At 47.1% G+C, this 23,428-nt stretch carries 23 protein-coding genes; 4 read left to right on the top strand and 19 right to left on the bottom strand.

The features are described 5' to 3' along the window. Window positions 1-130: 130 nt before the first annotated feature. Entirely contained in the window at window positions 131-880 is a 750-nt protein-coding gene (locus tag JCM15548_RS04875) for a biotin--[acetyl-CoA-carboxylase] ligase (protein ID WP_062122807.1), read from the top strand. On the opposite strand, the gene JCM15548_RS04870 is transcribed toward JCM15548_RS04875, so the two are convergent. Next, window positions 870-1,286 (bottom strand): SRPBCC family protein, encoded by a 417-nt coding sequence (locus tag JCM15548_RS04870; RefSeq protein WP_062122805.1) that lies wholly within the window; start codon window positions 1,284-1,286, stop codon window positions 870-872. The two genes, JCM15548_RS04875 and JCM15548_RS04870, sit on opposite strands and share 11 nt — an antisense overlap. A gap of 26 nt (window positions 1,287-1,312) precedes the next feature. Further along, window positions 1,313-1,945, bottom strand: a complete 633-nt coding sequence (gene pyrE, locus JCM15548_RS04865; protein WP_062122803.1) for an orotate phosphoribosyltransferase — start codon at window positions 1,943-1,945, stop codon at window positions 1,313-1,315. Between the two features lie 49 nt (window positions 1,946-1,994). Here pyrE and JCM15548_RS04860 point away from each other — a divergent pair, with 49 nt between their 5' ends. Beyond that, entirely contained in the window at window positions 1,995-2,612 is a 618-nt protein-coding gene (locus JCM15548_RS04860; RefSeq protein ID WP_062122802.1) for an NUDIX domain-containing protein, read from the top strand. 20 nt (window positions 2,613-2,632) lie between these two features. Continuing rightward, on the top strand, window positions 2,633-3,277 hold the full coding sequence (locus tag JCM15548_RS04855) for a 3-keto-disaccharide hydrolase (protein ID WP_062122801.1): 645 nt from the start codon (window positions 2,633-2,635) through the stop codon (window positions 3,275-3,277). 43 nt (window positions 3,278-3,320) lie between these two features. Here the strand turns inward: JCM15548_RS04855 and JCM15548_RS23040 are convergent, their stop codons facing one another. From JCM15548_RS23040 to JCM15548_RS04810, 12 genes are all read right to left on the bottom strand, one after another. Then, window positions 3,321-3,974 (bottom strand): chitobiase/beta-hexosaminidase C-terminal domain-containing protein, encoded by a 654-nt coding sequence (locus tag JCM15548_RS23040; protein ID WP_227625478.1) that lies wholly within the window; start codon window positions 3,972-3,974, stop codon window positions 3,321-3,323. Then, window positions 3,959-5,626, bottom strand: a complete 1,668-nt coding sequence (locus JCM15548_RS04850) for a beta-N-acetylhexosaminidase (protein WP_227625477.1) — start codon at window positions 5,624-5,626, stop codon at window positions 3,959-3,961. The genes JCM15548_RS23040 and JCM15548_RS04850 overlap by 16 nt, the downstream gene beginning before the upstream one ends. A 25-nt stretch (window positions 5,627-5,651) precedes the next feature. Beyond that, a complete protein-coding gene (locus JCM15548_RS26155) occupies window positions 5,652-5,864 on the bottom strand; it encodes a discoidin domain-containing protein (protein ID WP_157482439.1) in 213 nt (70 codons plus the stop codon). Beyond that, window positions 5,861-7,474, bottom strand: a complete 1,614-nt coding sequence (locus JCM15548_RS04845) for an alpha-L-fucosidase (RefSeq protein ID WP_162198174.1) — start codon at window positions 7,472-7,474, stop codon at window positions 5,861-5,863. Before JCM15548_RS04845 ends, JCM15548_RS26155 begins: the two co-directional genes overlap by 4 nt. 498 nt (window positions 7,475-7,972) lie before the next feature. Further along, window positions 7,973-8,278, bottom strand: a complete 306-nt coding sequence (locus tag JCM15548_RS04835) for an alpha-amylase family protein (RefSeq protein WP_062122796.1) — start codon at window positions 8,276-8,278, stop codon at window positions 7,973-7,975. Between the two features lie 662 nt (window positions 8,279-8,940). Continuing rightward, window positions 8,941-12,114, bottom strand: coding sequence for a glycoside hydrolase family 2 TIM barrel-domain containing protein (locus tag JCM15548_RS04830; protein ID WP_062122795.1), 3,174 nt, complete (start codon window positions 12,112-12,114; stop codon window positions 8,941-8,943). Window positions 12,115-12,334: 220 nt separating this feature from the next. Next, a complete protein-coding gene (locus tag JCM15548_RS20985) occupies window positions 12,335-12,475 on the bottom strand; it encodes a twin-arginine translocation signal domain-containing protein (RefSeq protein WP_083984976.1) in 141 nt (46 codons plus the stop codon). A 31-nt stretch (window positions 12,476-12,506) separates the two neighbouring features. Next, a complete protein-coding gene (locus tag JCM15548_RS04825) occupies window positions 12,507-14,525 on the bottom strand; it encodes a sodium:solute symporter (protein WP_157482433.1) in 2,019 nt (672 codons plus the stop codon). Beyond that, window positions 14,510-15,151 (bottom strand): hypothetical protein, encoded by a 642-nt coding sequence (locus tag JCM15548_RS21530; protein WP_157482431.1) that lies wholly within the window; start codon window positions 15,149-15,151, stop codon window positions 14,510-14,512. Before JCM15548_RS21530 ends, JCM15548_RS04825 begins: the two co-directional genes overlap by 16 nt. A 34-nt stretch (window positions 15,152-15,185) precedes the next feature. Beyond that, window positions 15,186-16,361 (bottom strand): n-acyl-d-glucosamine 2-epimerase, encoded by a 1,176-nt coding sequence (locus JCM15548_RS04820; RefSeq protein ID WP_062122794.1) that lies wholly within the window; start codon window positions 16,359-16,361, stop codon window positions 15,186-15,188. An 18-nt stretch (window positions 16,362-16,379) separates the two neighbouring features. Further along, complete coding sequence (locus JCM15548_RS04815) at window positions 16,380-17,294, bottom strand: dihydrodipicolinate synthase family protein (RefSeq protein WP_062122792.1); 915 nt, start codon at window positions 17,292-17,294, stop codon at window positions 16,380-16,382. A gap of 78 nt (window positions 17,295-17,372) precedes the next feature. Further along, on the bottom strand, window positions 17,373-19,010 hold the full coding sequence (locus JCM15548_RS04810; RefSeq protein WP_062122791.1) for a sialidase family protein: 1,638 nt from the start codon (window positions 19,008-19,010) through the stop codon (window positions 17,373-17,375). Between the two features lie 184 nt (window positions 19,011-19,194). Between JCM15548_RS04810 and JCM15548_RS04805 the strand changes: the two genes are divergently transcribed. Then, the gene (locus JCM15548_RS04805) at window positions 19,195-19,920 is read left to right on the top strand and encodes a FadR/GntR family transcriptional regulator (protein ID WP_062122789.1); all 726 of its coding nucleotides are present in this window, start codon (window positions 19,195-19,197) and stop codon (window positions 19,918-19,920) included. Window positions 19,921-19,990: 70 nt separating this feature from the next. On the opposite strand, the gene JCM15548_RS04800 is transcribed toward JCM15548_RS04805, so the two are convergent. The 5 genes from JCM15548_RS04800 to JCM15548_RS04785 form a co-directional block, all read right to left on the bottom strand. Continuing rightward, window positions 19,991-21,292: a peptidylprolyl isomerase gene (locus JCM15548_RS04800; RefSeq protein ID WP_062122788.1), complete on the bottom strand. Its 1,302-nt coding sequence runs from the start codon at window positions 21,290-21,292 to the stop codon at window positions 19,991-19,993. Between the two features lie 20 nt (window positions 21,293-21,312). Beyond that, window positions 21,313-22,116 carry a peptidylprolyl isomerase gene (locus tag JCM15548_RS04795; protein WP_062122786.1) on the bottom strand — a complete coding sequence of 268 codons (804 nt, stop codon included), beginning with the start codon at window positions 22,114-22,116 and terminating at the stop codon, window positions 21,313-21,315. A gap of 26 nt (window positions 22,117-22,142) precedes the next feature. Beyond that, a complete protein-coding gene (locus JCM15548_RS26150; protein WP_369403673.1) occupies window positions 22,143-22,517 on the bottom strand; it encodes a peptidylprolyl isomerase in 375 nt (124 codons plus the stop codon). Beyond that, window positions 22,514-22,954, bottom strand: coding sequence for a peptidylprolyl isomerase (locus tag JCM15548_RS26145; RefSeq protein ID WP_173427646.1), 441 nt, complete (start codon window positions 22,952-22,954; stop codon window positions 22,514-22,516). Before JCM15548_RS26145 ends, JCM15548_RS26150 begins: the two co-directional genes overlap by 4 nt. A gap of 81 nt (window positions 22,955-23,035) precedes the next feature. Continuing rightward, window positions 23,036-23,383, bottom strand: coding sequence for a hypothetical protein (locus tag JCM15548_RS04785; RefSeq protein WP_062122785.1), 348 nt, complete (start codon window positions 23,381-23,383; stop codon window positions 23,036-23,038). Between the last annotated feature and the right edge of the window lie 45 nt (window positions 23,384-23,428).

Genomic DNA, 23,428 nt, shown 5'->3' with positions numbered 1-23,428 from the left:
AGTTTTGAATTCAGATTTATTCTAAGTATTATAAATCTGAAAATTTGCTCAAAGATAACACTTTCGTAGGATATAAATGCCTATTTTCAAACTCTAAAACAGAAGCTTTATTATAGAAACCTCCGAAGGAATGAATCAAAAAGAATCTCCTAAAATTCACTATTTTGAATCGCTGGACTCGACCAATCTCAAGTTAAAGGAATTGGCCAAAGACGGTACGCTCCCGGAGCTATCGGTGGTCGTCACAAAAGACCAGACGGCTGGCAGGGGCCAGCCCGGGAATTACTGGGAAAGTGAAGCAGGAAAAAACCTTACCTTCTCTGTATTAATCCAACCGGATTTCCTTCAAGTTCAGCAACAGTTCTGCATCACCCAATTGGTTACACTGGCTTTAATGGATGTGCTCAAGCCCATTTATGAAAAGGTGGCCATTAAATGGCCCAACGACATTTATGCAGACCATTACAAACTGGCAGGCATTCTCATTGAAAACAATCTGAAAGGTAATAGCATCAGCGACTCCATTATTGGTATCGGACTCAATCTCAATCAAACCCTTTTCAAATCCAACGCGCCCAACCCCGTCTCATTGTGCCAGCTCACCAATCAACCGCATCCGCCGGAAGAAATGCTCAAGGCTTTTCTTTCCGCTTTTATCTCCCGCTACGTCGACTGGATGGCATCCGGCAACAACGAAGCCCTGAAAGAGGCCTACCTGCAGCATTTATACCGCAGGAGCGGATGGCATTGGTATGCCGACAAAACCGGCCGCTTTGAGGCCTGTTTTGCGGACATAAAAGCAGATGGTCATCTCCAACTCCGGACCAGGACAAATGAAATCCGAACCTATGCCTTTAAAGAAGTCTCCTTTATTCTTTAGTCGCGTAAGGATACGCTGCGATACCATCGGTCACCACCGTCAGAAATTTATTGACCGGCCCGGTTACCATCATCTTCAACATCGGATTGAGTTCTGCCTTAATGGTTAGCTTTACCCGTGTATCCGCCACGTCCAATTCCTTTAACTGAATCCATAAGAAGAAATCGAAAGGCGTTTTCCCATCTGCTGAAAACTTGATGGTTTTATGCGGTACTTTCTCAATGATGCGCAAGCCCAATTCACCAATTCCTTCGACGGTAAACCGGCAACTGTCCCCATCACTTTCCCAATTCGATATTTTGTCGGGAGGCAACAAGTTTTCAAAATTATTAAAATCAGACAAAAACCCATAAACCACCTCCGACGGGTGTGGTATGGCTTTTACTGGTCCTTCAAATGTGGTCATCTAAAAGAATGCTTTAAAGGTTCTGCTCACTTATTCCAGTTCTCCGGCGCTTTTCTCCAGTCGTTCAATGTTTCCAGATCAGCTGAAGTCACGTGGCCATAGTCAACGGCCACCTTTAAAAGGGTCTGGTAGTTACTCAAGGTATCCAAGCGCACCCCGGCTTTCTCAAAATTATCCGCAGCCACTTCAAAACCGTATGAAAAAATGGCCAGCATCCCCAGCACTTCAGCGCCAGCGGCCCGAACCGCTTCCACAGCTTTGAGACTGCTGCCGCCGGTCGAAATCAAATCCTCAATAATCACCACCTTTTGACCAGGTTCCAGAGTTCCCTCGATGAGATTCTCCAATCCGTGTCCTTTCGGAGCCGAGCGAACATACACGAAGGGTTTCTTCAGCAAATCGGCCACCAGGGCACCCTGCGCAATGGCTCCGGTAGCTACCCCCGCAATCACCTCCGCCTCCGGATACAGCTCCTTAATTTTGGCTGCAAACTGCTCCTTCATGTAATCCCGAACCACCGGAAAGGACAAAGTCTTGCGGTTATCACAATAAATGGGCGACTTCCATCCTGAAGCCCAGGTAAAAGGATTTGCCGGTTGCAGTTTTATTGCCTTAATTTGCAACAATTGGGAGGCTACTGTTTCTTCTATATTTTTCATCCGTGAATATTTAGTCATCTTAGTGCTCATGCCACATTCCTAAATACAAATGTATAAAATCTTTTTTAAGGACCGGGTCATAATTTTGACCAAGCGTATTGAAAACGACTTGTCGGCCGACTTCAGCAGCATACTTAAATATGCCAATCAAGGCGAATTACAGCAATTTATTCAGCAGTTTGATAACGATGAAAGCATGAAACGTGCTTACATTTATCATCACAACGCCAACGAACTTCTTCAGCATTTCCGCGACTGCTTTAAAAACCTGCCGGCAGCCGGCGGTCTGGTATGGAACAAAGACCAAACAGCCTTTTTGGGCATGAAGCGACTGGGCTATTTTGATTTGCCCAAAGGAAAAATGGAAGCTTCAGAAACCATGGAGGAAGCGGCCGTTCGCGAGGTGGAAGAAGAATGCGGCATAAGCGGCCTCTCCATCTCAAAAAAACTGCCCCGAACTTTTCACACCTATAAAATAAAGGATCAGTCCATCTTTAAAGAAACCCATTGGTTTGAAATGGTTTACCATGGAGACCATACACCTCAACCTCAGGTTGAGGAAAACATTGAATCCGTGTTCTGGGTCCGTCCCCATGAGCTCCCCACCCACCTGGCCAATACTTATCCCTCGATAATAGAAGTGCTTAAATCGGCCCAAATCATTTAATAAAAACAAAAAATAAACAGATGAAACAAACAGCTATTATTTTTTTGGGTCTGTTGCTATTCGGCGGCACGACCAAAAGTCAGAATACCGACCCTATATTCAACGGCCAGGATCTCAGCAACTGGGTGCCCGTATTGCGAAGCGAAGCCAATGCAGATACCGTATTCTATGTCAAAGACGGCATCATGAACGCCGGAGGAGATCCCTTTGGTTACATCCGCACCAAGGACAGTTATGAAAACTACGAACTGAGTCTTGAATGGAGATGGACAGGCGAACCCAGCAACAGCGGCCTTCTATTGGCCATAACAGGAGAAGACAAAGTCTGGCCCCATTGCATCGAAGCCCAACTCAAACATAAAAACGCCGGGGACTTGGTACTGATGCACAAGGGTGCCCAAGCCAGTGTACAGGGACAGGACTACCAGGTAGACCCTGAAGTCCGCTGGGTATCTGTAGCCAACAAGTTCAATCCCTCCTCCGAGAAGACTCCGGGAGAATGGAATAGCTACCGCATTCGCTTCCTCAATGGAACGCTTGAACTATGGATAAACGATACGCTTCAGATGCAAGCTACCAACGTCACGCCCACCAAAGGGCCTATCGGACTTCAAAGTGAAGGATCCCACATTCAGTTTAGAAACATCGAGCTGATACAGTTATAAAACCATCAGGGAAGAGGCCGTATTCCTCTTCCCTGACTTCAGCTTATTCAGCAACAATTTCATCCACAAACAACCAGGTGGGATGGCCTTCTCCGGGATGTCCGGGGGGACACAGCCCATGATTGGCTGCCGTTACACGCACGTACCGGGCTTTGGTTTCAGAAAACGCTGCCACAAACTCTACCGTCTGGTGATCAGCGTCTTCGGCATGCACGGGGTTATTAACGACGGCCACCTCTTGAAAGGAAACCCCGTCGCTCGACAACTCAAACCGGACCCTCTTAGGGAGAAAAATCCAATCCACCTGCTTTTGAAGGGCACCAAGCATCAATTGCTCAATGGTCGTCTCCCTTCCCAAATCAATGGTGGCCACCATATCCTTCGCATTAAACCCATGCCAGTATTTAGAAACCACCAAAGTGCCCCTGACCCCATCGGTCAGTGAATTCGGTCCATCGGCCTGGAAGTAGCGACTCACAGGATGCTCATACGCCACCTCACGACCAATGGCCTTATGCACATTGAAAGCCTGTTCGGCCGGAATCAAGCCCAGCACCTGACCATCTTTGACCGAAACCGCTTTTAAAACCACACTTCTATCTATTTCAACAGGTGAGGTATACTTATAGCTTTTCAAGGTTGGCGAACTGCCATCCATGCTATAATAAATGTCGGCTCCGATTACTTCACTGTCCATTTGCACCAAAAGCTTACCATCTTTCGAAACAGGGCTGAGGGCCACTTTGGTATTGCCGCGACTGTAGCGCAGCCCTCTTTGATCAAAGCTGCGAAAATGCCAGCCCTGCAGTCGACGGTTAAAGTCTTGCCAATCGCGCCTTTCAGCAGGCGACCATAACACTTCGGCCAAAGCAGCATGCGGGGTAATATCATGTACTCCAGATGCTCCACGGTTGGGATAAACTCCGTCCACACATTGGCCTGAGCACCCAATACATATTTAGCCTCATCTATAGACAACTCTGCAGGCACAGGCTCGTAATTATATACATGCTTTAAAGTATTCATACCACCAATAGCCACCGGTTCCCCTTCCGGTCCCGCCTGATAATGGTCAAAATAACAGGGCGATCCGGGCGTCATAACCACATCGTGCCCCATTTGGGCAGCCGCCACACCACCGGCTTCTCCACGCCAGCTCATCACTGTAGCGCCTGAGGCCAATCCGCCTTCCAAAATCTCATCCCAACCAATGAGCCGCCGATTGTGCGTCACTAAAAAATCGTCCATGCGTCTGATCATATAGCTTTGCAACTCATCTTCATCGGTAAGTCCCTCGGCGTTCATGCGCTGTTGACAGCGCTCACATTTCTTCCACCACGACTTATCCACCTCATCACCTCCAATATGTATGAACTCTGAGGGGAAAAGCTCCATCACTTCCAATAAAACATTTTGCAGAAAAACAAAAACCGCCTCATTTCCGGGGCAATAGCTCGACTGGATGTTTTTAGGATATACCCCGCCGGTATTAACCAACTGAGGTATTTGTGAACAGGAATATTCAGGGTAGGCAGCCAGAGCTGCCACGGAGTGTCCGGGTAGTTCTATCTCCGGGACAATGGTAATATTGCGTAGACGGGCATACGCCACAATCTCACGAATTTGATCCTGGGTATAAAAACCCCCATAAGTGGCAGGTTCTCCCGCACGGGCAGGTTCTCTGTCGCTCCATACCTTATCCAGTCGATCCACCCTCCAGGCACCTGTTTCGGTTAGTTTTGGGTACTGCTTGATTTCAATCCGCCAGCCGCCATCATCCACCAAATGCCAATGAAAGACATTCAGCTTATAGGAAGCCATCAAATCGATGTACTGCTTAATCACATCCGGTCCAAAAAAGTGTCTGCTCACATCCAGCATCATCCCCCGCCATTTAAATCTGGGATAATCGACCACCCGCATACCCGGAACCTTCAATACTTCATTGGTACGAACAGAGGTCAAGGTTTGAAACAGCGACTGCATGCCCCAGAAAATACCTTTTCGGTTGTTGGCTTTTATCACAATTAAATTAGAAGCCACAGTCATTTCGTACCCCTCATCGCCCAATTGCGGATTGTTGATGATCTCCAAATGAACAGCCTTTCCTGATTTGCTGTTGTGCGAAAGGGAATAACGGGAAATATTCCCTACATAAGCCGTAAAAAAATCAGCCAGCTCCTGCAGGTCCTTGTCCGACCTTTTAAAGTGAATGCTGGTCTCTTCATCCATCACAAACCCCTCTCCGGTCTTTTCCAAAACCACCGGAACTGGAATGATGTGCGGGTTTGCGGAGGCAGTCGTTAGTGCAAAGACGCACAACGCCAAACTTAAAACTTTTTTAATCATAGCTATTTAATATTGGTATCCTTAACTATTCCGCCAACACATCAATTTCAGCTGCCCCAACGCGCCGCAGATCGCCTGGCGCTTTCAGGTTGGACAGCTTTAAGTAGCGCGCCTCATGAACCCGGTCGAAATGCACAATGCGCCGCGACGGGTCGTTGCGGATGTTGCCAAAACTACCCTTATGAATGGGCGTCCAAACCTCACCATCACTGCTGACCTCAACCTCAAAGGACTCTATGTATCCACCTGAGTGGCCGGCAAGTAAGCCATGCCGGACACATTATAAAGACGGGTCATATCAATTGTAAGACTTTGTCCCCCTTTGACCGGTTGCTCTTCCGACATCCAGACAAGGTTAATATCACCATCCACAGCACGAGATGCCTCAGTGGATTCTACGCTGCCATCGGTAGCTGTCCACCCCTCTTTGGCGATGCCAATGCGCAGGGCTGACACCGGCCCCATTCGGTCACCCACAATGGCTCTGGCTTTTAAATGACCACCAAGTGGCAGCACAATGGATGCATCATACCTGGATGCATGGGCATCAGGATCTGAGCCGTCAAGGGTATAATAAATGCTTTGCGACCTGTCAGCAGTACCATGATCTTTCCAGACAAAACTGGTCCCTACACCCAGAGTGACCTCACCCTTGGCATTGTACCGAACCACAACCGGCTTTGGCGGCTCATCGTAATAGTGCACCGAAAAGCGTGAAATGGCAGGCGCCAATCTCGACTGACTGATAACCAGCTTTAACTGATCCGTGGTGACGGATGGAAAGCGAAGGATGCGCTTATACCCTATCGTTTTACCCTCAGCTACCTTGACCCACTCCCCATTTATGAAAGCCTCCACATGATGAACCTCCACCCTTTCGCCTCGGTGGGCAATGGCCTCTTGAAGCATAACACGGTTAACGGTTGTAACCTGGGGTAGTTGAACGACCAATTCTGCAGCCTTTGCGGGTGCCTGCCACCTTGTATCGGAGTTGCTATCCATCACCCGAAGATCCGACGCAGTGCCTCCGGCCAGCAGATCCACGCCATAGACTGCGCGTATGCGACGCCCCACCTCATGCAGCACCTCGGTGTCGCGCTGAGAAAACTGACCTTCCTTATTGGGAGGAATGTTGAGGTGCAGTACACTATTGCCACCAACGGAGCGCTCATAAATGTCGAAAACATCATCTGCGCTGCGCACCTGCTGCTCATCATCATTGCGCCAGAACCAGCCATGACGGATAGAAGTGTTGGTTTCAGCCGGATAGTAGTGAAAGTAACGGGTCTCCTCATCAATCTTATCACGACCAGCGACATCCTCGCCCATCATATCGGGCCAGTCATAAGCCTCAGGCGCCTGAGGCAAAGGAAGCACATTGTACTCAGCCTCACGGGTAGCACCGCCTTCATTGCCACACCAGCGGGCATCCGGACCTTTACCAAAAATCACGGCATCAGGTGCCAGTTGACGAATCATATCAAACCAGGCATCATAGTTATAAGTCTGCCCGGTGCCCGGCTTGGGATGCGCCCCGTCGAACCACAATTCATATACAGGACCGTACTCCGTGAGCAGTTCAAACAATTGATTGAGGAAATATTCGTTGTAGTCATCTGCTTCATACGTAAAGGATCGCTTATCGGCAAAAGGGCGGTCGTGCACAGGTCGAGGAATCACGCGTGTGGTAAAATCGCTGCCATTGCCATAAACACCATCTGGAGATTCAATTTGGTACAAGTCGGCAGGTGAAAGATAAATCCCCAGCCGCAAGCCATATTTCTGACAAGATTCAGACAACTCACGAAGCACATCTCCCTGACCGTCGCGCCAGGGCGATGAAGCCACTGAATAATCCGTATACCGGGTTTGCCACAGGCAATACCTTCGTGGTGTTTTACCACCATCACAACACGCCGAATACCCGCTTCCTTCATCGAAGCACACCACTGATCGGTATCCAAATCACCAGGAACAAAGAGGGTAGCATCTTCAAAGCCAGTGCCCCATTCGCGACCAGTGTAGGTATTAGGACCATAATGAATGAAGCCAAAAAATTCATCTTCAAACCATTTCATCTGACGCGGATGCGGCAACACCTGACCCGAGAGCTCCACTTTTTGGTCATGGGCAAACCCCTCCGGAATTTCAACCGTTTGAATGTATAAGGGCTCCTCCTTAGTTTGACAGCTCGTCAAAAATATCAAAAAAACAACCACCAGAAATGGTCGCCAGGTAAGCAAATAATTTTTCATGCCTTTATAATAAATAGGTAAAGAATTTCATATCCTTAAATGAATGACTACTTAAACTGAAACACATTAAAAGGGAGCGAAGTCCCCTCAATTAACAAAGCCACCACACCATGAGCGGTCGAAGAATAGCGCCATCTGCATCCCTGCCGCCAAAGTAACCATCGTCGATGTTAATGTAAGAATAGCCTGCCTCCATCATACCATTGGCCACCATGGCATCTGCCTGAGCCTTAATAATATCTTCAGAGATGTTCACTCTGTAATTGTTCCAGCTGGCCCAGCCCACCAATGGTGTTAATGGTCGTTCCGACAGAGGTTCCGGGGGTGTTTGGGGATGCTGACACCCACTCCACACAACCACTAAAGCCAAGCATGTAAATAAACAAAAGCGCGTCATATATTTTATGATTTAATTCGTTACAGTCAGTTCACCATCAAAAATCCCCAGAGCAAGATCATCTTCATAAGCGACAATCAGGTCTCTGAGATCCTGCTTCATCGTAAAAAGCGAATCAATTGGTATCGTTCATTCCGAATGCATGCCGCTGCTGAGCAAAAGTTTGGATAGAGTGTACCACTGGAGAGGCCGTGTCTGATGAAGATTTATCACATCCAAAGACAAATGCTGTCAGGATAAAAGGTAGGGATAAAAGAGAATAACTAATTTGTTTCATAGTTTTAATATTCGAGGAAAGAATAAAGGTTTTTTAAAATATTATTAATCAAAGTTAACCTTTTATGAAAATTTTACAAAACCTTAGTAAATAACCTTGCAACCTACCTTTTCATTTCTTTTGATACACCCTTACCCAATCCACAACCATTTCAAAGGGTAGATCATCATTATTAATATCACCTACCCAATTGCCGCCTAAGGCTTGATTTAAAATGATATTTGCATTTACTTCAAGGGTTCCTTTATCGTACTAACTAAAAAACCCACAGAAACCCCTGTCAATCATTAACAGGGGTTTCATCAATCAACTTATTTTTCATCAGTCTTGCTCAAGACAGCTGTCCACCAATCCCTTACATCATTGCAAGTGGCTATATCCAGCACTATTGACCGTACCATTTTGCCCAATTGTCCTGCACCCCTTCCGTTACCGGTTTTATTCTAAAATTGATCGCCGTTGGCGCTGCGCTTACCAAATATTGTGGCAATACACCAGGGCCACAGGTGGCCGTACCAATTCCACTCTGCACAGCATTCAGATGCAAACTCGTAGCGTTGCTGACAGCGGGCAACTGATTATAATGCGTGGCTGCCTTCAATTCTGCATCACTGTAGGGAAGTGCAGCAAATTCAAATGGCACCTCTGATGACACAAACAAACCCGGACCATTGGGGTGCGTGATGGCCATCCAGCGCGTATCGGTGCGATTGCCGCAAGATTGCGGAACCACATAATTCACATACATCCGATCGGTAGTGGTCTGGTAATAATCTATTGTTCCATTCTGCTTGCGATCTGCATAAGTTTCATGGTCGCCTCTGCCAAAATAGTGTACCTGATTATAACTAGCCGGCATATCAAAAGAGAGCCCTACCCGTGCCAGTGTTTTCACCACCGATGTATCGGGGGTGACGAGGCCGCTGACAAGCATTTCTCCATCCGGATTCAGGATATAGGTCAGCGCCACATCCATAATCTTCTGATCTTTTTGGTTGGTGTAAGCCTGCCTCACCAACACTTGTAAGTTGCGACCTGCACGCATCAAATTAACCGACACATCCACCGGGTTCAAAGAAGACAAGCCTAGTTGCTCCCAGTGCCGACCACCATTCCAGTCGCGTCGATCATTGTCGGTGGGCGCGCGATCCACAGAAACAGACAGGGGCGAAGCCAAAAGCTCTTGCCCTTTGTAGATATATGAAACAAGCTCCCCGGTGCTTTCAGAAAAAGAAACGGAGACATCCTGATTCGAAGCTGAGGTGCCATTGATGGTGTAGCGCCGTCCATGCGCACTCGACGATGGCGTTTTGGGCGCCTCGGAAGCCGCAATCACAAACTGGTCATAAGCCACCCGAAAGCCTTCCGATTTAAAGGGCCTTGCCTCGTTCAACTCCCAATTGAGATTCAAAAAAACTTCCCGGTTATTGGCTGGCACAGAAAATTGGCCGTTGGCCAATTGCAGCATGAATGTCTCGCCTGGTACAGCGCTGACTATCTGGTTGCCCGACAGCAGCACTTTCCCCAGATCACTTTTCACTTCCCAACGAAGCGTCAAGGCATCCAAATTGGTAAAATCGTACCAATTTTTGACCTTCACCGTAAGGTTTTCAGTATTGACCAGCTCCGCTTTGACATACTGGTACACTTTGCCCACTTCTTTTAAATGGGGGTAAGGCTGACGATCGGCAGAAATAAGACCATTGGCGTTAAAATTACCAAAACTTGGCACATCTTCAGGACCATAATCGCCCCCATAGGCCCAATACCATCGACCATTTTCATCCACTTCCCTGAAGGTCTGGTCCACCCAGTCCCAGATGCAGCCCCCCTGAACCTGAGGCTCACTTTCAAAAACATCCCAGTAGTCTTTCAACCCTCCTACACTGTTGCCCATTGCATGGGCATATTCACACAGAATATAAGGTCGGACAGGGTTGCTCGCTGCGTAAGCCCTAATCTCTTCCACACTTCGGTACATGCGGGCATAGATATCACTGTGCGCGGTCTCACGCGCCATCTCATATTGCACGGGACGGTTCTTCTCTACCGATTTAAGCCATTCATAAGTTTTCTCAAAATTGATGCCATCTCCGGCTTCATTGCCCATCGACCAAATCACCACAGAAGGCTGGTTCTTGGAGCGATGGTACATTCTTTGGTTGCGCTCCAGATGCTGCTGCAACCAGGTCGTATCCTTAGCCAGAGAAGCTGGTCCATAACCCATTCCGTGCGATTCCACATTGGCCTCATCAATCACATACAATCCGTAAATGTTACACAACTCATACCAACGCTTATCGTTGGGATAATGCGCATTGCGAACCGTATTGATATTGTGCTGTTTCATCAGCCGAATATCCGCCAGCATACTTTCTTCGTCAACAGTCCTGCCCCGCTGGGTGTGCTCATGCCTGTTGACCCCTTTGATAAGAATGGGCTGACCGTTGAACAGATATTGCCCATCCTTTACCTCAGAGCTACGAAAGCCCACGTGATTTCCGGTAATGTGTGCATCCCTGCCCTGCACATCTGTGAGATTCAGAACCAGATGATAAAGATGGGGCGCTTCAGCACTCCAGGGCTTCACAGAATTTAGCACCTTGGTTTCAAAGGCCACAACGGTTTGTGCACCACCTGAAACCACCGTCTTACTGTCCTTAAGGACTACTGCGCCCTTATCGTCCAACAGCTCGTAATCTAACAAAGCCTCACCTTCGAGCGCCCCGCCAATGGTCACATTCAGATCAAAGATTCCATCCTTATAGGTCTTGGTCTCCAGCGATGAGCCGACCTCGTAATCGGCGATGTGCACTTTAGGCGTACTATAGAGATACACATCTCTTTCAATACCACTGATGCGCCAGTAATCCTGACATTCAAGATAAGAACCGGCACTCCATCGGTAAACCTCTACAGCGAGCACATTCTCACCCTCTGTCAGCTTATCCGTTACATCCCACTCGGCAGGCGTTTTAGAATCCATATTATACCCCAGCAACTCACCATTGAGCCAGACATAATAAAAAGAGTTTACACCTTCCAGACAAAGAACCGTGCGTCTGTCCCTCCAATTTTCAGGAACAGTAAAAGTCCGTCGATAGCAACCTACCTCATTGTGTTCGTCGGGAACCAACGGTGGATTCGGTCGGTCCATCCCAAACATCGGATGCACAAACTCATAATTCTCATTCACATATATGGGCAAGCCATACCCTTGGCGCTCCCAATTACCAGGCACCTCAATATCGGCCCAATGACCATCAAAAAAATCCTTCTCAAAAAAAGTCTCCGGACGCCCATCCGGATTTCTCACCCAGTGAAATTTCCATTGCCCGTTGAGATCCATATAAAAAGGCGATTTTTCATAATCGCGCGAAAGCACTTCTTGCTCAGAATTATAGGGAAGCACATAATAATGAGGATCTAATTTATTCATCCCCAAAGAATGCTGACTCTGCCAAACGGGTAGCTTTTCAGCAGAAACATTAAAGGCAAATGCCAAAAGCAGGAATATCACAATAAGGGACAAGCCATTGATACAACTTCTTTTCTTCATGTGAATATATTTAGTTTTAAGTATTACGTTTTGCTCTGTCCGGGACGATCGTTGGCCAAAAAAATTCAAACGATATGGTTTATGTATTACATATGCAAACATAATAAAAAAATTTATAAGTGGAATTAACCAGCACTAAGTTTATAACCATATTAATCTGAAAATAAACATGGTCGTCATTGGACAAGCACCTCGTCCAAGGCAATACACCTAAGTGCGCTCATAGGTCTCCACCAGCTGCCAGGCTTCCTCGATGAACATTAGGATGACCGGATGAAGTGGTACATCCGGTGAAAGAGGTTGCCAGCAAGCCTGAACTCAGCGCTGCTTTCTTTAAAAAATCTCTGCGATTTGATCCCATAACATTGATGTTTTCTACTAATTATCCATTTTTAAATTCTGCCACGTGTAACCTTTAATTTTTTTCTGTTTGGAAAAATCAAACTTAACAACAAGGCTAAGACCACACTTGAAAACATCCCGGTAAAGCCATACATCAAAAAGGAAAGATCCGAGTGGTTTTTAACAAGCAACAACACCATTAATCCACCGGTCACGCCACCCAGAGCGGCCGTCCCGCCAATGCGCTTAAAGAAGATACCCATGACAAACAGCGCGCCGAGCCCCCCGGTCAGTAAGCCCAGAAAGGTATTAAACTGATCCCAAAGTGAAGCAATATTCCAGGCGGCTAAAACCAGTGCCATACCAATACCAAACAACCCGATAACAATACCCGACCAACGGGCCACTAACATGCTTTTAGCGGATGATGCCGTGGGGCACAGGATTTTGAAAAAATCGGCCGTAACAACTGCGGAGACTGAATTGATATTGGAAGATAAAGTGGACATGGCTGCAGCAAAGATGGCCGCTATCAATAAACCGGCGAGTCCTGAGGGCATTTGAGACACAATAAATTGTGGAAACACTGAATCGATATTGGGATTCACAACCCCCAATTGTCCGGGATTGGATATGTAAAAAGCGTAGAGACCAGTTCCCAACAGAAAAAACAGCAGAGATACAGGAATACTCAAAAAACCGTTCAGCCAGATGCTCCTGGCCGTAGCTTTTTCGTCCTTGGTGGTCATGTACCTTTGCACTACGGACTGATCACTGGTGTAGGATATCAGCGTATTGGCCAATCCACCAATTAACACAACCCAGAAGACAGGTTGTGTAAAATCGAAGCGGAAATCGAAGGTGCGAAACTTATCATTGTCCATGGCAGAGGTCCAGAACGTTCCAATGCCACCTTCCACACCGCTCATCATATAAAAGAAGGCCAAAAAGGCGCCGATAATAAGTATAAATCCCTGAATCACATCGCCCCACACCACCGCTTCAATGCCACCACTGGTACAGTAAATAATGGTGACCACTCCCATTATAACAATGGCCCAATACACACTGAAGCCCGTCACCGCATTAAGGGCCAGTGAAGGCAGAAACAGTACGATAGCAATGCGACTTACCATAAAAAAGATAAACAAAAGTGACGCCACCCACCGCACTGGTCGGCTAAAGCGCAATTCGAGATACTGGTAGGCCGTATCAAAATTGAATCTGCGGAAAAAGGGTAGGAAATAGCGAATGACCACCGGCGCAATGAGAATAATGGTTAGATTAAAAACCAACATGCGCCAGTCTGCGGCATAGGTTTTAGCCGGAATGGCTATAAAAGTAATCGCACTTAGCGTAGTGGCGAAAATACTTATGCCGGCTGCCCACCAAGGGATACGCCCACCAGCTTTAAAAAAGTCCGTAGTATCATTCTCTCTACCCATAAAAAAGAAGCCCAGCAGGAGCATTCCTGTAAAATAAATGCCTAAAACCACATAATTGAGCCAGCCAAAACCTGTCTCAACCGAAAATGTGATTGCCTGAATGGAAGCTGACCGAATACCTGGTCGGCTTTCTCCTCCGGCAAGCAATACGGTATTCCCATCTGAGACCGCAGTGGATACGGCTACCGGTTCAGCCATTTGTCCGGCATCCAGCCAGGTATCGGTTACGGTATTATAAACCAGCAGTCGGTTGAAAAAACCGGGATGATGCAACCAAAGACTATCGCGTCGCTCACTTGCCGTCAAATCGCCCGACTCCAAAGCATTCATTTCTGCCTCCACACGGTTATAAATGCTTCCTTCATCGCCCCCGGCCAACAAAATGTGCGAGGCTCCCAAAGGAACGCCAGCGGCCATAGCCAGTTGTATCGGCTTTTTCCTTCCAAGTTGCATGTCGTTTTTGCGCGACCATTTACCTTCCGAGGGGCGGTAGTGGTATACGCCGGAGTAAAATTGAGTTACAGGTTCTTTAGCTTGCCTGGCACGACCACCAAAAAGGAAAAGAGCCGTTTCTTCCCCATCCATCTGAGCCACAAGCGTTGCCCCTGTCAAAGGAGCTGGCAATGAAGGTAATATTTGCCAACCCAGATCTGGTTGTGCCGTATCAAGCTCATAAATCCATCAGACGGCCCTTCATCGGTTTCCCCTCCGACCACAAAAACCTTACTGCCAATAACCGTTGCGGAATGGCCCCTCACCCGATAGGGCAAATCCGGAAAACGCTTAACGGACAACTGCCCGTTGTCATAAGCAATTAAATTGACGGCCCTGCTTAACCCTTCGTTGGACTGTCCGCCAATACACAACAAGCCGTTGGGGACCGACACAGAAGCCCCCTCACCAATAGCTACCGGCAAGTCATGCCCCTGGTAGACCTCCTTCCATTCACCATCGGCCGGCTTTTCCAGTACAATAACAGCATCCGAAAAATACTTGGCGCCTCCTTCCCATGGCTTTCCATGGGGAAATGCTGAGCCGCCGGCAATGATCAGATGCCTGTTATGCCAACCAAAATAACTTCCGGCCAGGCCCTCCTCCAATTCAGGTATTCCCAAAAGGTCAAATGACCAAACCTTGTCTTGTGTAACCCTATTTATTCCATTAACTTCTGCCTCCACAGCCACATACAAAATGGGGAACCAAGCCAACAAAATTAAAAGAACACTTCTCTTTGCGATTAATGTCATCATATCTTTGTCCAAAATGAGTAAAAGCAGCCATGCTTCATCGCTGGGATAGATCAATCAACTCCAGCGTTTTCCAGACCTGGAGCAAGCCACGAGGCACATGAAAACAGCCCTTCCATTTGCCCCCCTTGAGTGGCAGTAAGACTTCGCCTCTGCGGTTCAGATACCCGAACCATTCACCATTCTCAGCATCCGAAAAATGGGCCCAGGTATAAGCATGGACCCGTTCGAACCAGTCCACACACTTTTCATTCCCGGTCAGCTGATAACTTTTAATCAGACTGATAAGTGTTTCCATATGTACCCACCACAATTTCTGATCCCACTCGAGCTGCTGGGGTGGCGCGCCTTTTATATCCATAAAATAAAAAATCCCGCCATGCTCCTTATCCCAGGCATAATCAAGGGTGCGCAGCACTATTTCAGTAGCTTTCTCAATTAATTCAGGTTTTCCCAGACGAACCGCCAAATCCATCACAAACCACATGGCTTCAATGCCATGTCCGGGATTTAAAAGCCGGCCATCAAAAGTGTCTGAGAAACTTCCGTCCGGCTTCACATTTTCTAAAATCAGTCCGCTTTCCTCCTGATAAAAAACCTCCATTACCTCATGGAGCGCTGCTTGAATAGTCTCTTCAACCACCTCTGCCGGCAATAAATGCTCAATCTCCAAGGCTAAATTACAAAGAATCATAGGCAAGGAAAAACCTTTAAGCGGTCGTGTTCCCGGCGTTACTTTACTAAAACGGCCTTTAGGGTTGTCCACCCTATTTAAAATGTTTTGGAAGGTAGATTTTGCAATGTGCGCATGTGCATCATCCCCTGTGGCTTTATACAACTGTCCAAACGCCATGGTGGCAAAGCAATCAGAAAAAACATTGTAGGGCTCCACCAAAGGTTGGCCTTCCCGGGTTAAGGAAAAATACCAGTTAAAGTGACCATCATGACCATGACGGGCCAAAAAACCAGCGCCCAAACGGGCCATATCCAGCCATTCAGCTTTCTTTTCGACGCGGTTGTACAAGGTAGAAAATAGCCAGACCTGACGACCTTGCAGCCAGACAAATTTATCCGTATCAAATATTTTTCCGTCACGCTCCAGACAAGTGAAATATCCCCCGTACTGGCGATCAGGAGAATGCTTCTCCCAAAAAGGAATCACGTTGTGCAACAACGCATCCCTATATTCTGTTTTAAGTTTTCCGACATCCATAAGCCCACCCTCTTTTGACTATTTTACCGACAATAAGGCGCTCATATCCAGCGCATCCACATCAGACACAAAACGCTCATAGGCTTCCGCGCTCATATTCTTCACGGGAATCCGAAACTTCCCAAAATCAAAACCCAGATACTTCATAAAAGCTTTTCCGGTAGCAATGCCCCCATACTTTGGCAGCAAACGAATCATGTCTATCGACATTTGCTGAAGCTGACGCGCATGCGGCAAATCCCAGGCATCAAAGCTTCGAATCATCTCATGGTAAAGCGGTGCTGCATAATTGAAAGTACTGCCGACAGCAGCTCTGGCCCCCAATACTAAAGCTGAAAGAAAATTCTCATCCCTGCCCCAAAGCAAATCAAATTTCCCACCCTCAAAATGCAAACAGCTTAAATAGTCCATAAAATCTTCATGTGTATATTTAATGCCCGCCAAATTGGGGATTTTGTCCGATGCTTCCATCAGAAAATCATACATGGGCACATAGCAACCAGTCAGCACAGGAATATGATAAAAGTAAACAGGCAATTCAGGTACCGATGCGGCCACTAATCGGCAGAATTCAACCAGCTCAACTGCCGTAGGCGGCTTAAAATAGTAGGGAGCCATGATGGCAATGGCATCCACTCCTGCTGAAAAAGCATGCTGAGCGCTGTCAATACTGTCCTTGTATGAAGTTCCTCCCACCAATGAAATCACCTTCACCGCTTTCCCCTTAGCTGCTAAAGTCCAGGCCTCAGTCGTTTCGAGCCGCTCACGCTGCGACAAAGAGACGCCTTCTCCGGTAGAACCATTGATAAAAACGCCAGCCACACCGTTGCGCTGCAAAAATTCCAAATACCCCGGAATCAACTCCGGCATAACATCTCCGTTTTCATCCATCGGTGTAAAAGGAGCAGCAATCAATCCTTCAAATTTCTTCATTATATCCCGTTTACCTTAAATATTTATGGTCTCATCTTTAATACCCCCCCCAACTGCCTCTTTGGGAGACTCCTCAACTCATAAAGCTGGACGGCCCAACAATTCCCACACCGGGACTTTCTGGAAATAAAGCTCTTTGATGCCCTCATAAACAATCCCTACATACTCATCATCAACCATGGTCATGCATGAATAACCAAACCCGGAGGGTTGAAACAACTCAACCTGATGATTGTCAGGCCAGGAAAGGCCTCCATCCAGACTGGTTTTGATGGTCATGTTGGTACGCTGTGTTTTACTGTTGGGATTGGAAAAGAAAAGCACCTGTTGCATCTGGTTCTCCATTTCAATATCATGGGCTATCAGACTGGCCATACAGTTGGGCTCTATCAACGCGCTATTGGTAGAAGGATGGGGCTCCCAGGTTTGTCCCATATCATAAGTGACCGATACGGCACGGCCATTGGTATCCCCTTTATCATGCCGATTAAGATCGTCACGCATGTTAAGCATCAGTCCCCCATCAGCTAATTGAACCACCTGTGCTTCTGTTGTATTGGGCCTGGCACCTGTACCTATGTGCCATGAGTCGCCGCCATCCTGACTGTAAACGATGGTCGAGTGACAGGTATACTGGCCGCCATCGACGGCTTTCGTTCCTATATCTTTTTTAAACTGGGCAGGAAATACCAGCGTACCATCATCCAAGGTGATGCCTCTTCCGGGGCCAGCCAACAAGAGCTGCCACTCCGGATCTTTTATCTGTTCAGTGATGTTAATGGGCTCAGACCAAGTGCGACCATCATCGGTACTTTTCACAAGCACAAACTGACCAGTCTCCTCGGGCAACATGCCAGGTTTGGAATCCCACCAAAGCATATTATCCGGTGAAGATCCGCTTATCCAAAGGGCAGCCACCCATATTGTATTGGTCGTATGGTCGTAGAGCACCGAAGGATCTCCAATACCGTTTAAGCGTTGGCTGCGCCCACCCCATTCGCCCATGTCCATGATTACCTGCATGGGTTCCCAGGTTTGGCCGCCATCCACGCTCCGGCTCATACCTACGTCGATATCCTCTTGCAAATCTTTACTGTTGTTGTAACGGTTATCATAAACTGCAATGAGGGTTCCACTGTTTGTAGTTACCAGACCGGGAATACGGTAGGTATCGCAATCATCCTGTCCGGTAGCTCTAAGCACCAGCGCAGGACGGAATCTAAATGCGCGTTCGGGGTTTAACACCAAATGCCCCCCTCCTTTAAACAAAAGCCGCACCGATTCGATGGAAAAACTTTTTCCCAACAAGGCAGAACTGTCTGCCTTCAAATCAAATACGATGCGGTTGTGCCCGGCTTCCAGACCAGTATTTGTATCCAACCGGGATTTGTGCTTTACTTTGTCGATACCCCCGATAACAATGGATGATTCCACCTCTCCTGAAGCAGAAAGCACCTCATGCCGCAGCGTTATGGAAGATAAAATTTCGGGATTTCCATCCTTGCCAATGATTAAATCCACACGCTCAAATTGGAGGTCTTCACTTGCTTCCTCCACCATCAGATCAATCTCCACAAGCCCTGAATTGTCCCTGTCAATAAACACCGGCACATGTTTTTGTGTTAACTTAGAGGATTCCAGTCCAGCAACTTCTTTTCGATGAACACAGCCGGATAAAGCCAAAATCACTGCAAAAACAACGTTTAAAATTTTCATTCGTATATAATTTACTTATTAACTGAGTCATACCTATCTTTACCCAAAATATAAAAATCCAACATTTCAAGGATTTTTCAAACAAATAAAATTAAATGGCGTAATATGTATTACATAACACGCGAATTTAAATTCTAATTGTGTAAAAACAAATTTTAATTCACTTTTTTTTAGTTTTGCAACTATGAACACCGACGAAATAAAAAACGCCCTTTCGGCCATCGATAACAGAAGCTTAGTAGACAAGGTCGAAATGAACCTTATCCGCTTATTTATGGAGCAGCAGCTCAAAGCTGGAGATTTAATTCCCAAAGAGATGGAATTAGCTACAGGTATGGGCGTTAGCCGCACGGTTATACGAGAATCTTTGAATCGACTTAAAACCATGGGGCTTATTGAGTCGATAAAACATAAAGGCACCATCATAACCAGTCCGGATTTATCAAGCGTCATGCAAAAGATGATGATTCCGGCCATTATGGATAAAGATACGCTTAAGAATATTTTTGAGCTGCGCCTGATCATTGAAGTGGGAATGGCTGATTTTGTAGTGGCACGCGCTACAAAAGAAGACATTAATGAACTAAGAGGGATCGTTATCAATGAAATTTCACCGTCAAAAGACACACTCTTTGATGTGAACTACGAAATCGAATTTCACAGCAAACTATACGCCATAACAGCCAACGAAACGCTTAAAGGTTTTCAGCAACTCCTGTTGCCCATTTTCAGCTATGTGTATTCCAGTGGCCTAATGAAATCCAACCCATCTAACAGAAACTACGTATCTCACCGTGAACTCGTAGAAATACTGGCTCAAAGAGATGCAGATAAATTTCGCGATGGCATGCGCAATCATCTTGAGAACCATTTTGGAAGAGTTCTTGGATCCTCAATTAACGAAGGCTAATGACTGCCTGACAGTAGTTAGGAGAAACAATCAATAATTTATAAACTTGCGGCATATTCACCACTTCAACCTACCGGTAAATAAACTCCATCCGCAGCACCCGCACATCTTTCACCGGCCGGTCGCCCTGATAGGTTTCCAGTAAAGAGATTCTATCTACCAACTCCATACCTGTGGTCACTTCACCAAACACCGTATAGTCACCATCCAGATGGGGGGCTCCGCCCTGGGTTCCATATACATTTCGCTGTTCGGCTGTATAACGGATACCTTTTTGCTCCTCCAAATCATCCAGTTCTTTTTCGGTAAATACACGGCCGGAAACAATATAGAACTGGGATCCGTCCGACTCATCTTTGGGATTTTTGGCGTCGGGCAACTTTGAAGCGGCGATGGCGCCCCGCTTGTGAAAAATGCCCGGTACAATATTCATGGGCAGGGTATAGCCGGGTCCGCGCCAGCCCACCACATCCTGAGGTCCCGCATCCCGGGTATCGGCGGCGCCGGTTTGTATTAAAAACCCGCGGATGACCCGGTGAACGGTCAGACTGTCATAGAACTGGTCGGTCACCAACTTAATGAAATTATCCCGATACTCGGGCGTTTCATTGTAGAGCCTCAGGGTTATATTCCCCATATTGGTCACCATCCGAAAACCCCTGATGGTTTGGTAAGAAGGATATACGGTATTGCTTTTATTACTCAATCCAATGAGGGCTTGGGGGCTTTCCTGATTGTCCAGCAACGGCTTGATCCATTTCCCTTCCAAAACCCGGGTCATGGTCTCACCACCTTCATCCACTTGCTTTTGAATAATGCCTGCCAGACCATGGTCGGTATAAAAGGCCGGTTTGCCGGATTCCAACCGGGCCGAAAGCCGATAATAACCCGAAGAATCCGTCTCCTGAAAGCTGCGGACCGTGGTTTTGCTCACCAGTAAATCGGTGGAAGGGCGCAGCAAGGTGTAAAGCGTATCCACCGTATCGATGGGTGGGACGGGGCTCAGAAAGGCTGAATTCTTTCTGTCCACCTTCAAAACGACCAGATCCAGATCCAGATCATAGGCTGTATATCCTTCCACTTTGTATTGTTGCGTCGTACCGGGAGCGGCTACACGCACCCGATAGGCCCCTTGAATCTCACTCAGATTGGTCACCACCGTCTCCGGTCCCACATAAAAGCCAAAAGCTTTTCCCACCGGCCGGGTGTAATGATCCGAAAGATGCAGCTCCGCCATCCCGGAGATATTGCTGTGATAGGAACCTCGCGGCTCATCGTCGGCATTTTCTTCCGGCGCTTTCTTCGAACCGCCTGCACAAGCAACCATAAGCAAGACCAGAAGCGACAAAAAGGGGTGAAAAAGCCATCTCATAGCAGAAATTTACAGGGTGGTTATTCTATTTTTATCACGACATCCGTCAGCGGACGGTCGTTCTTATCCGTCTTGAGGGCGGCAATTATTGAAACGACTTCCAGTCCCTCCACCACTTCACCAAAAACGGTATAGTCACCATCCAAATCGGGCAATCCGCCAATGGTGGTATAGGCCTCCCGCTGCGCATCCGTGAAATACATATGATCCGACACATTGAAATCAAAATCAATCTTGGCGCGTATTTCCCGTATTAAAGCATTGAAGGCACGGGGATCCTCTTCACGCAAACGGTCCAGTTCCGGCTTTTTGGGCACATAATATTTCTCACGCAACTCCTTTAAAATCGGATTATTGACCCGCTTCTCAAGAATATCCAACTCTTCATGGGTATAAACCCGTCCCTGGACGATGTAGAATTGGGAAATGTCAGACATCCTGAAATGATTGATGTTTTCGGGCTGTCGGGGGGCACAAATGGCGCCCCTCTTATGAAAATACCGGTCGTTGAACTCCGAACTGATATTGTGGGCTCCACTTCCATAACCAATGTGCTTTCCGGGAGGCGCGTTGCGAGAATCGCTTGAGCCACCCTGTATCACAAAATTTTCAATCACCCGGTAAAACAAGGTGCCATCAAAATGATCACTATTCACCAACTTCAAAAATTCACGGCGGTGTTCAGGTGTTTCATTGTAAAGAAGCACCCGCATATTGCCATGACTGGTTTTTATGGTCACATAAGTATCCTGGGCCCTTACCGTTTCAGCAAACATCCAGAAACCAAGCAAAACAATAATCAGCCGCCATCCTGCCTTTCCCATCTGATCTTCAAATAATGATTCAAAATCTATTTTTTAACCACTTTCATTTTCAGCACCACATCCTCCAAAGGCCGGTCCATGTTGTTGACCTCCAAAGCAGCAATGCTATCGATGACTTCCATCCCCTTAACCACTTCACCAAAAACGGTGTAATCACCATCCAGATGGGGCACTCCCCCGACGGTGGTATAGACCTGGCGGTGGTCCTCAGGAATGACAAAATCTTCAACGGCTTCCATTTCGGGTGCCGCTTCCTGCTCTATCTGCTTCATCAAAGCCTCAAAGCCTGCGCGGTCGTTGGCCTGCTGAAAACCTGCCAAGTCATTCCTGTAGGGGGTGGCGTATTTCATCATGATCTGCTGTCGCTGGCGTTCCCCACGCATTTTTTCCAGTTGATTCAACTCCTCCTCGGTAAAAACCTTTCCCTGAACCAGATAAAACTGGGAACCGGATGATTTCTTCTCCGGATTAACCTGGTCGCCCTGACGGGCGGCCGACAGGCGCCGCGCTTATGAAAAAACTTTGGATAGACGATTTCAGCCTCCAATTGGTAACCGGGACCGCCATCTCCCAGACGAGCCTCGGGCGAGGCGCCTTTGGAGTTGGGGTCACCTCCCTGAATCATAAATTCAGAGATGACCCGGTGAAACAAAGTCCCATCATAAAACCCCTCCTCTGCCAATTTCAAAAAATTATCCCGATGTCCGGGCGTTGCATCGTACAGTTGAATGTCGATGTTGCCATAAGTGGTTTCAATTTCTACGTAAGTCTGCTTTTGACAAAAGACCAGCATTTGGGCCATGGCCACCATGGCCACTGAAAACAAAATTCGCTTCATTCTTAATCGCTTATTTTAATTTACCTATTAACCTCAAGACCTATTTACCTAACGATGTATTGTTCTTTTAATCCCTCACAATTATTGTTCCACAGGTTCCAGCACCTCATCAAAATAGGCTATCATGGCCTGCTTCAAGAGTCGCTTCTGGAGGTTGGGACTCAAACTTTTTACATTCTTAATGGCCTCAAATTCGGGCCAGCCCTCTTTGTCTTTCCCGGTTTGCTCCAGGTAGCCCAAATTGGTCAGGAGGCGACATTTGCCCAGATTGATAATGTCCCATTTTTCATCCCGGGTATATTGGGTCATCCCGGTTCCCAGTTCCTGAATACCGACGATAAACAACATAAAATCAAATTCAGCCGTAACGCTGAAATGTTTACTTACCCTTAGAACGGTTTCATTCCATATATCTTCACTGTAGTCCATTTGTCTCATTTTTAGTTTTCACAGAGAACAACAAGTACCTGCGCG

Origin of the sequence: Geofilum rubicundum JCM 15548 (assembly GCF_000974365.1) — a bacterium.
GTDB lineage: Bacteria > Bacteroidota > Bacteroidia > Bacteroidales > Marinilabiliaceae > Geofilum > Geofilum rubicundum.
This window is presented reverse-complemented; position numbering and strand designations above follow the sequence as displayed.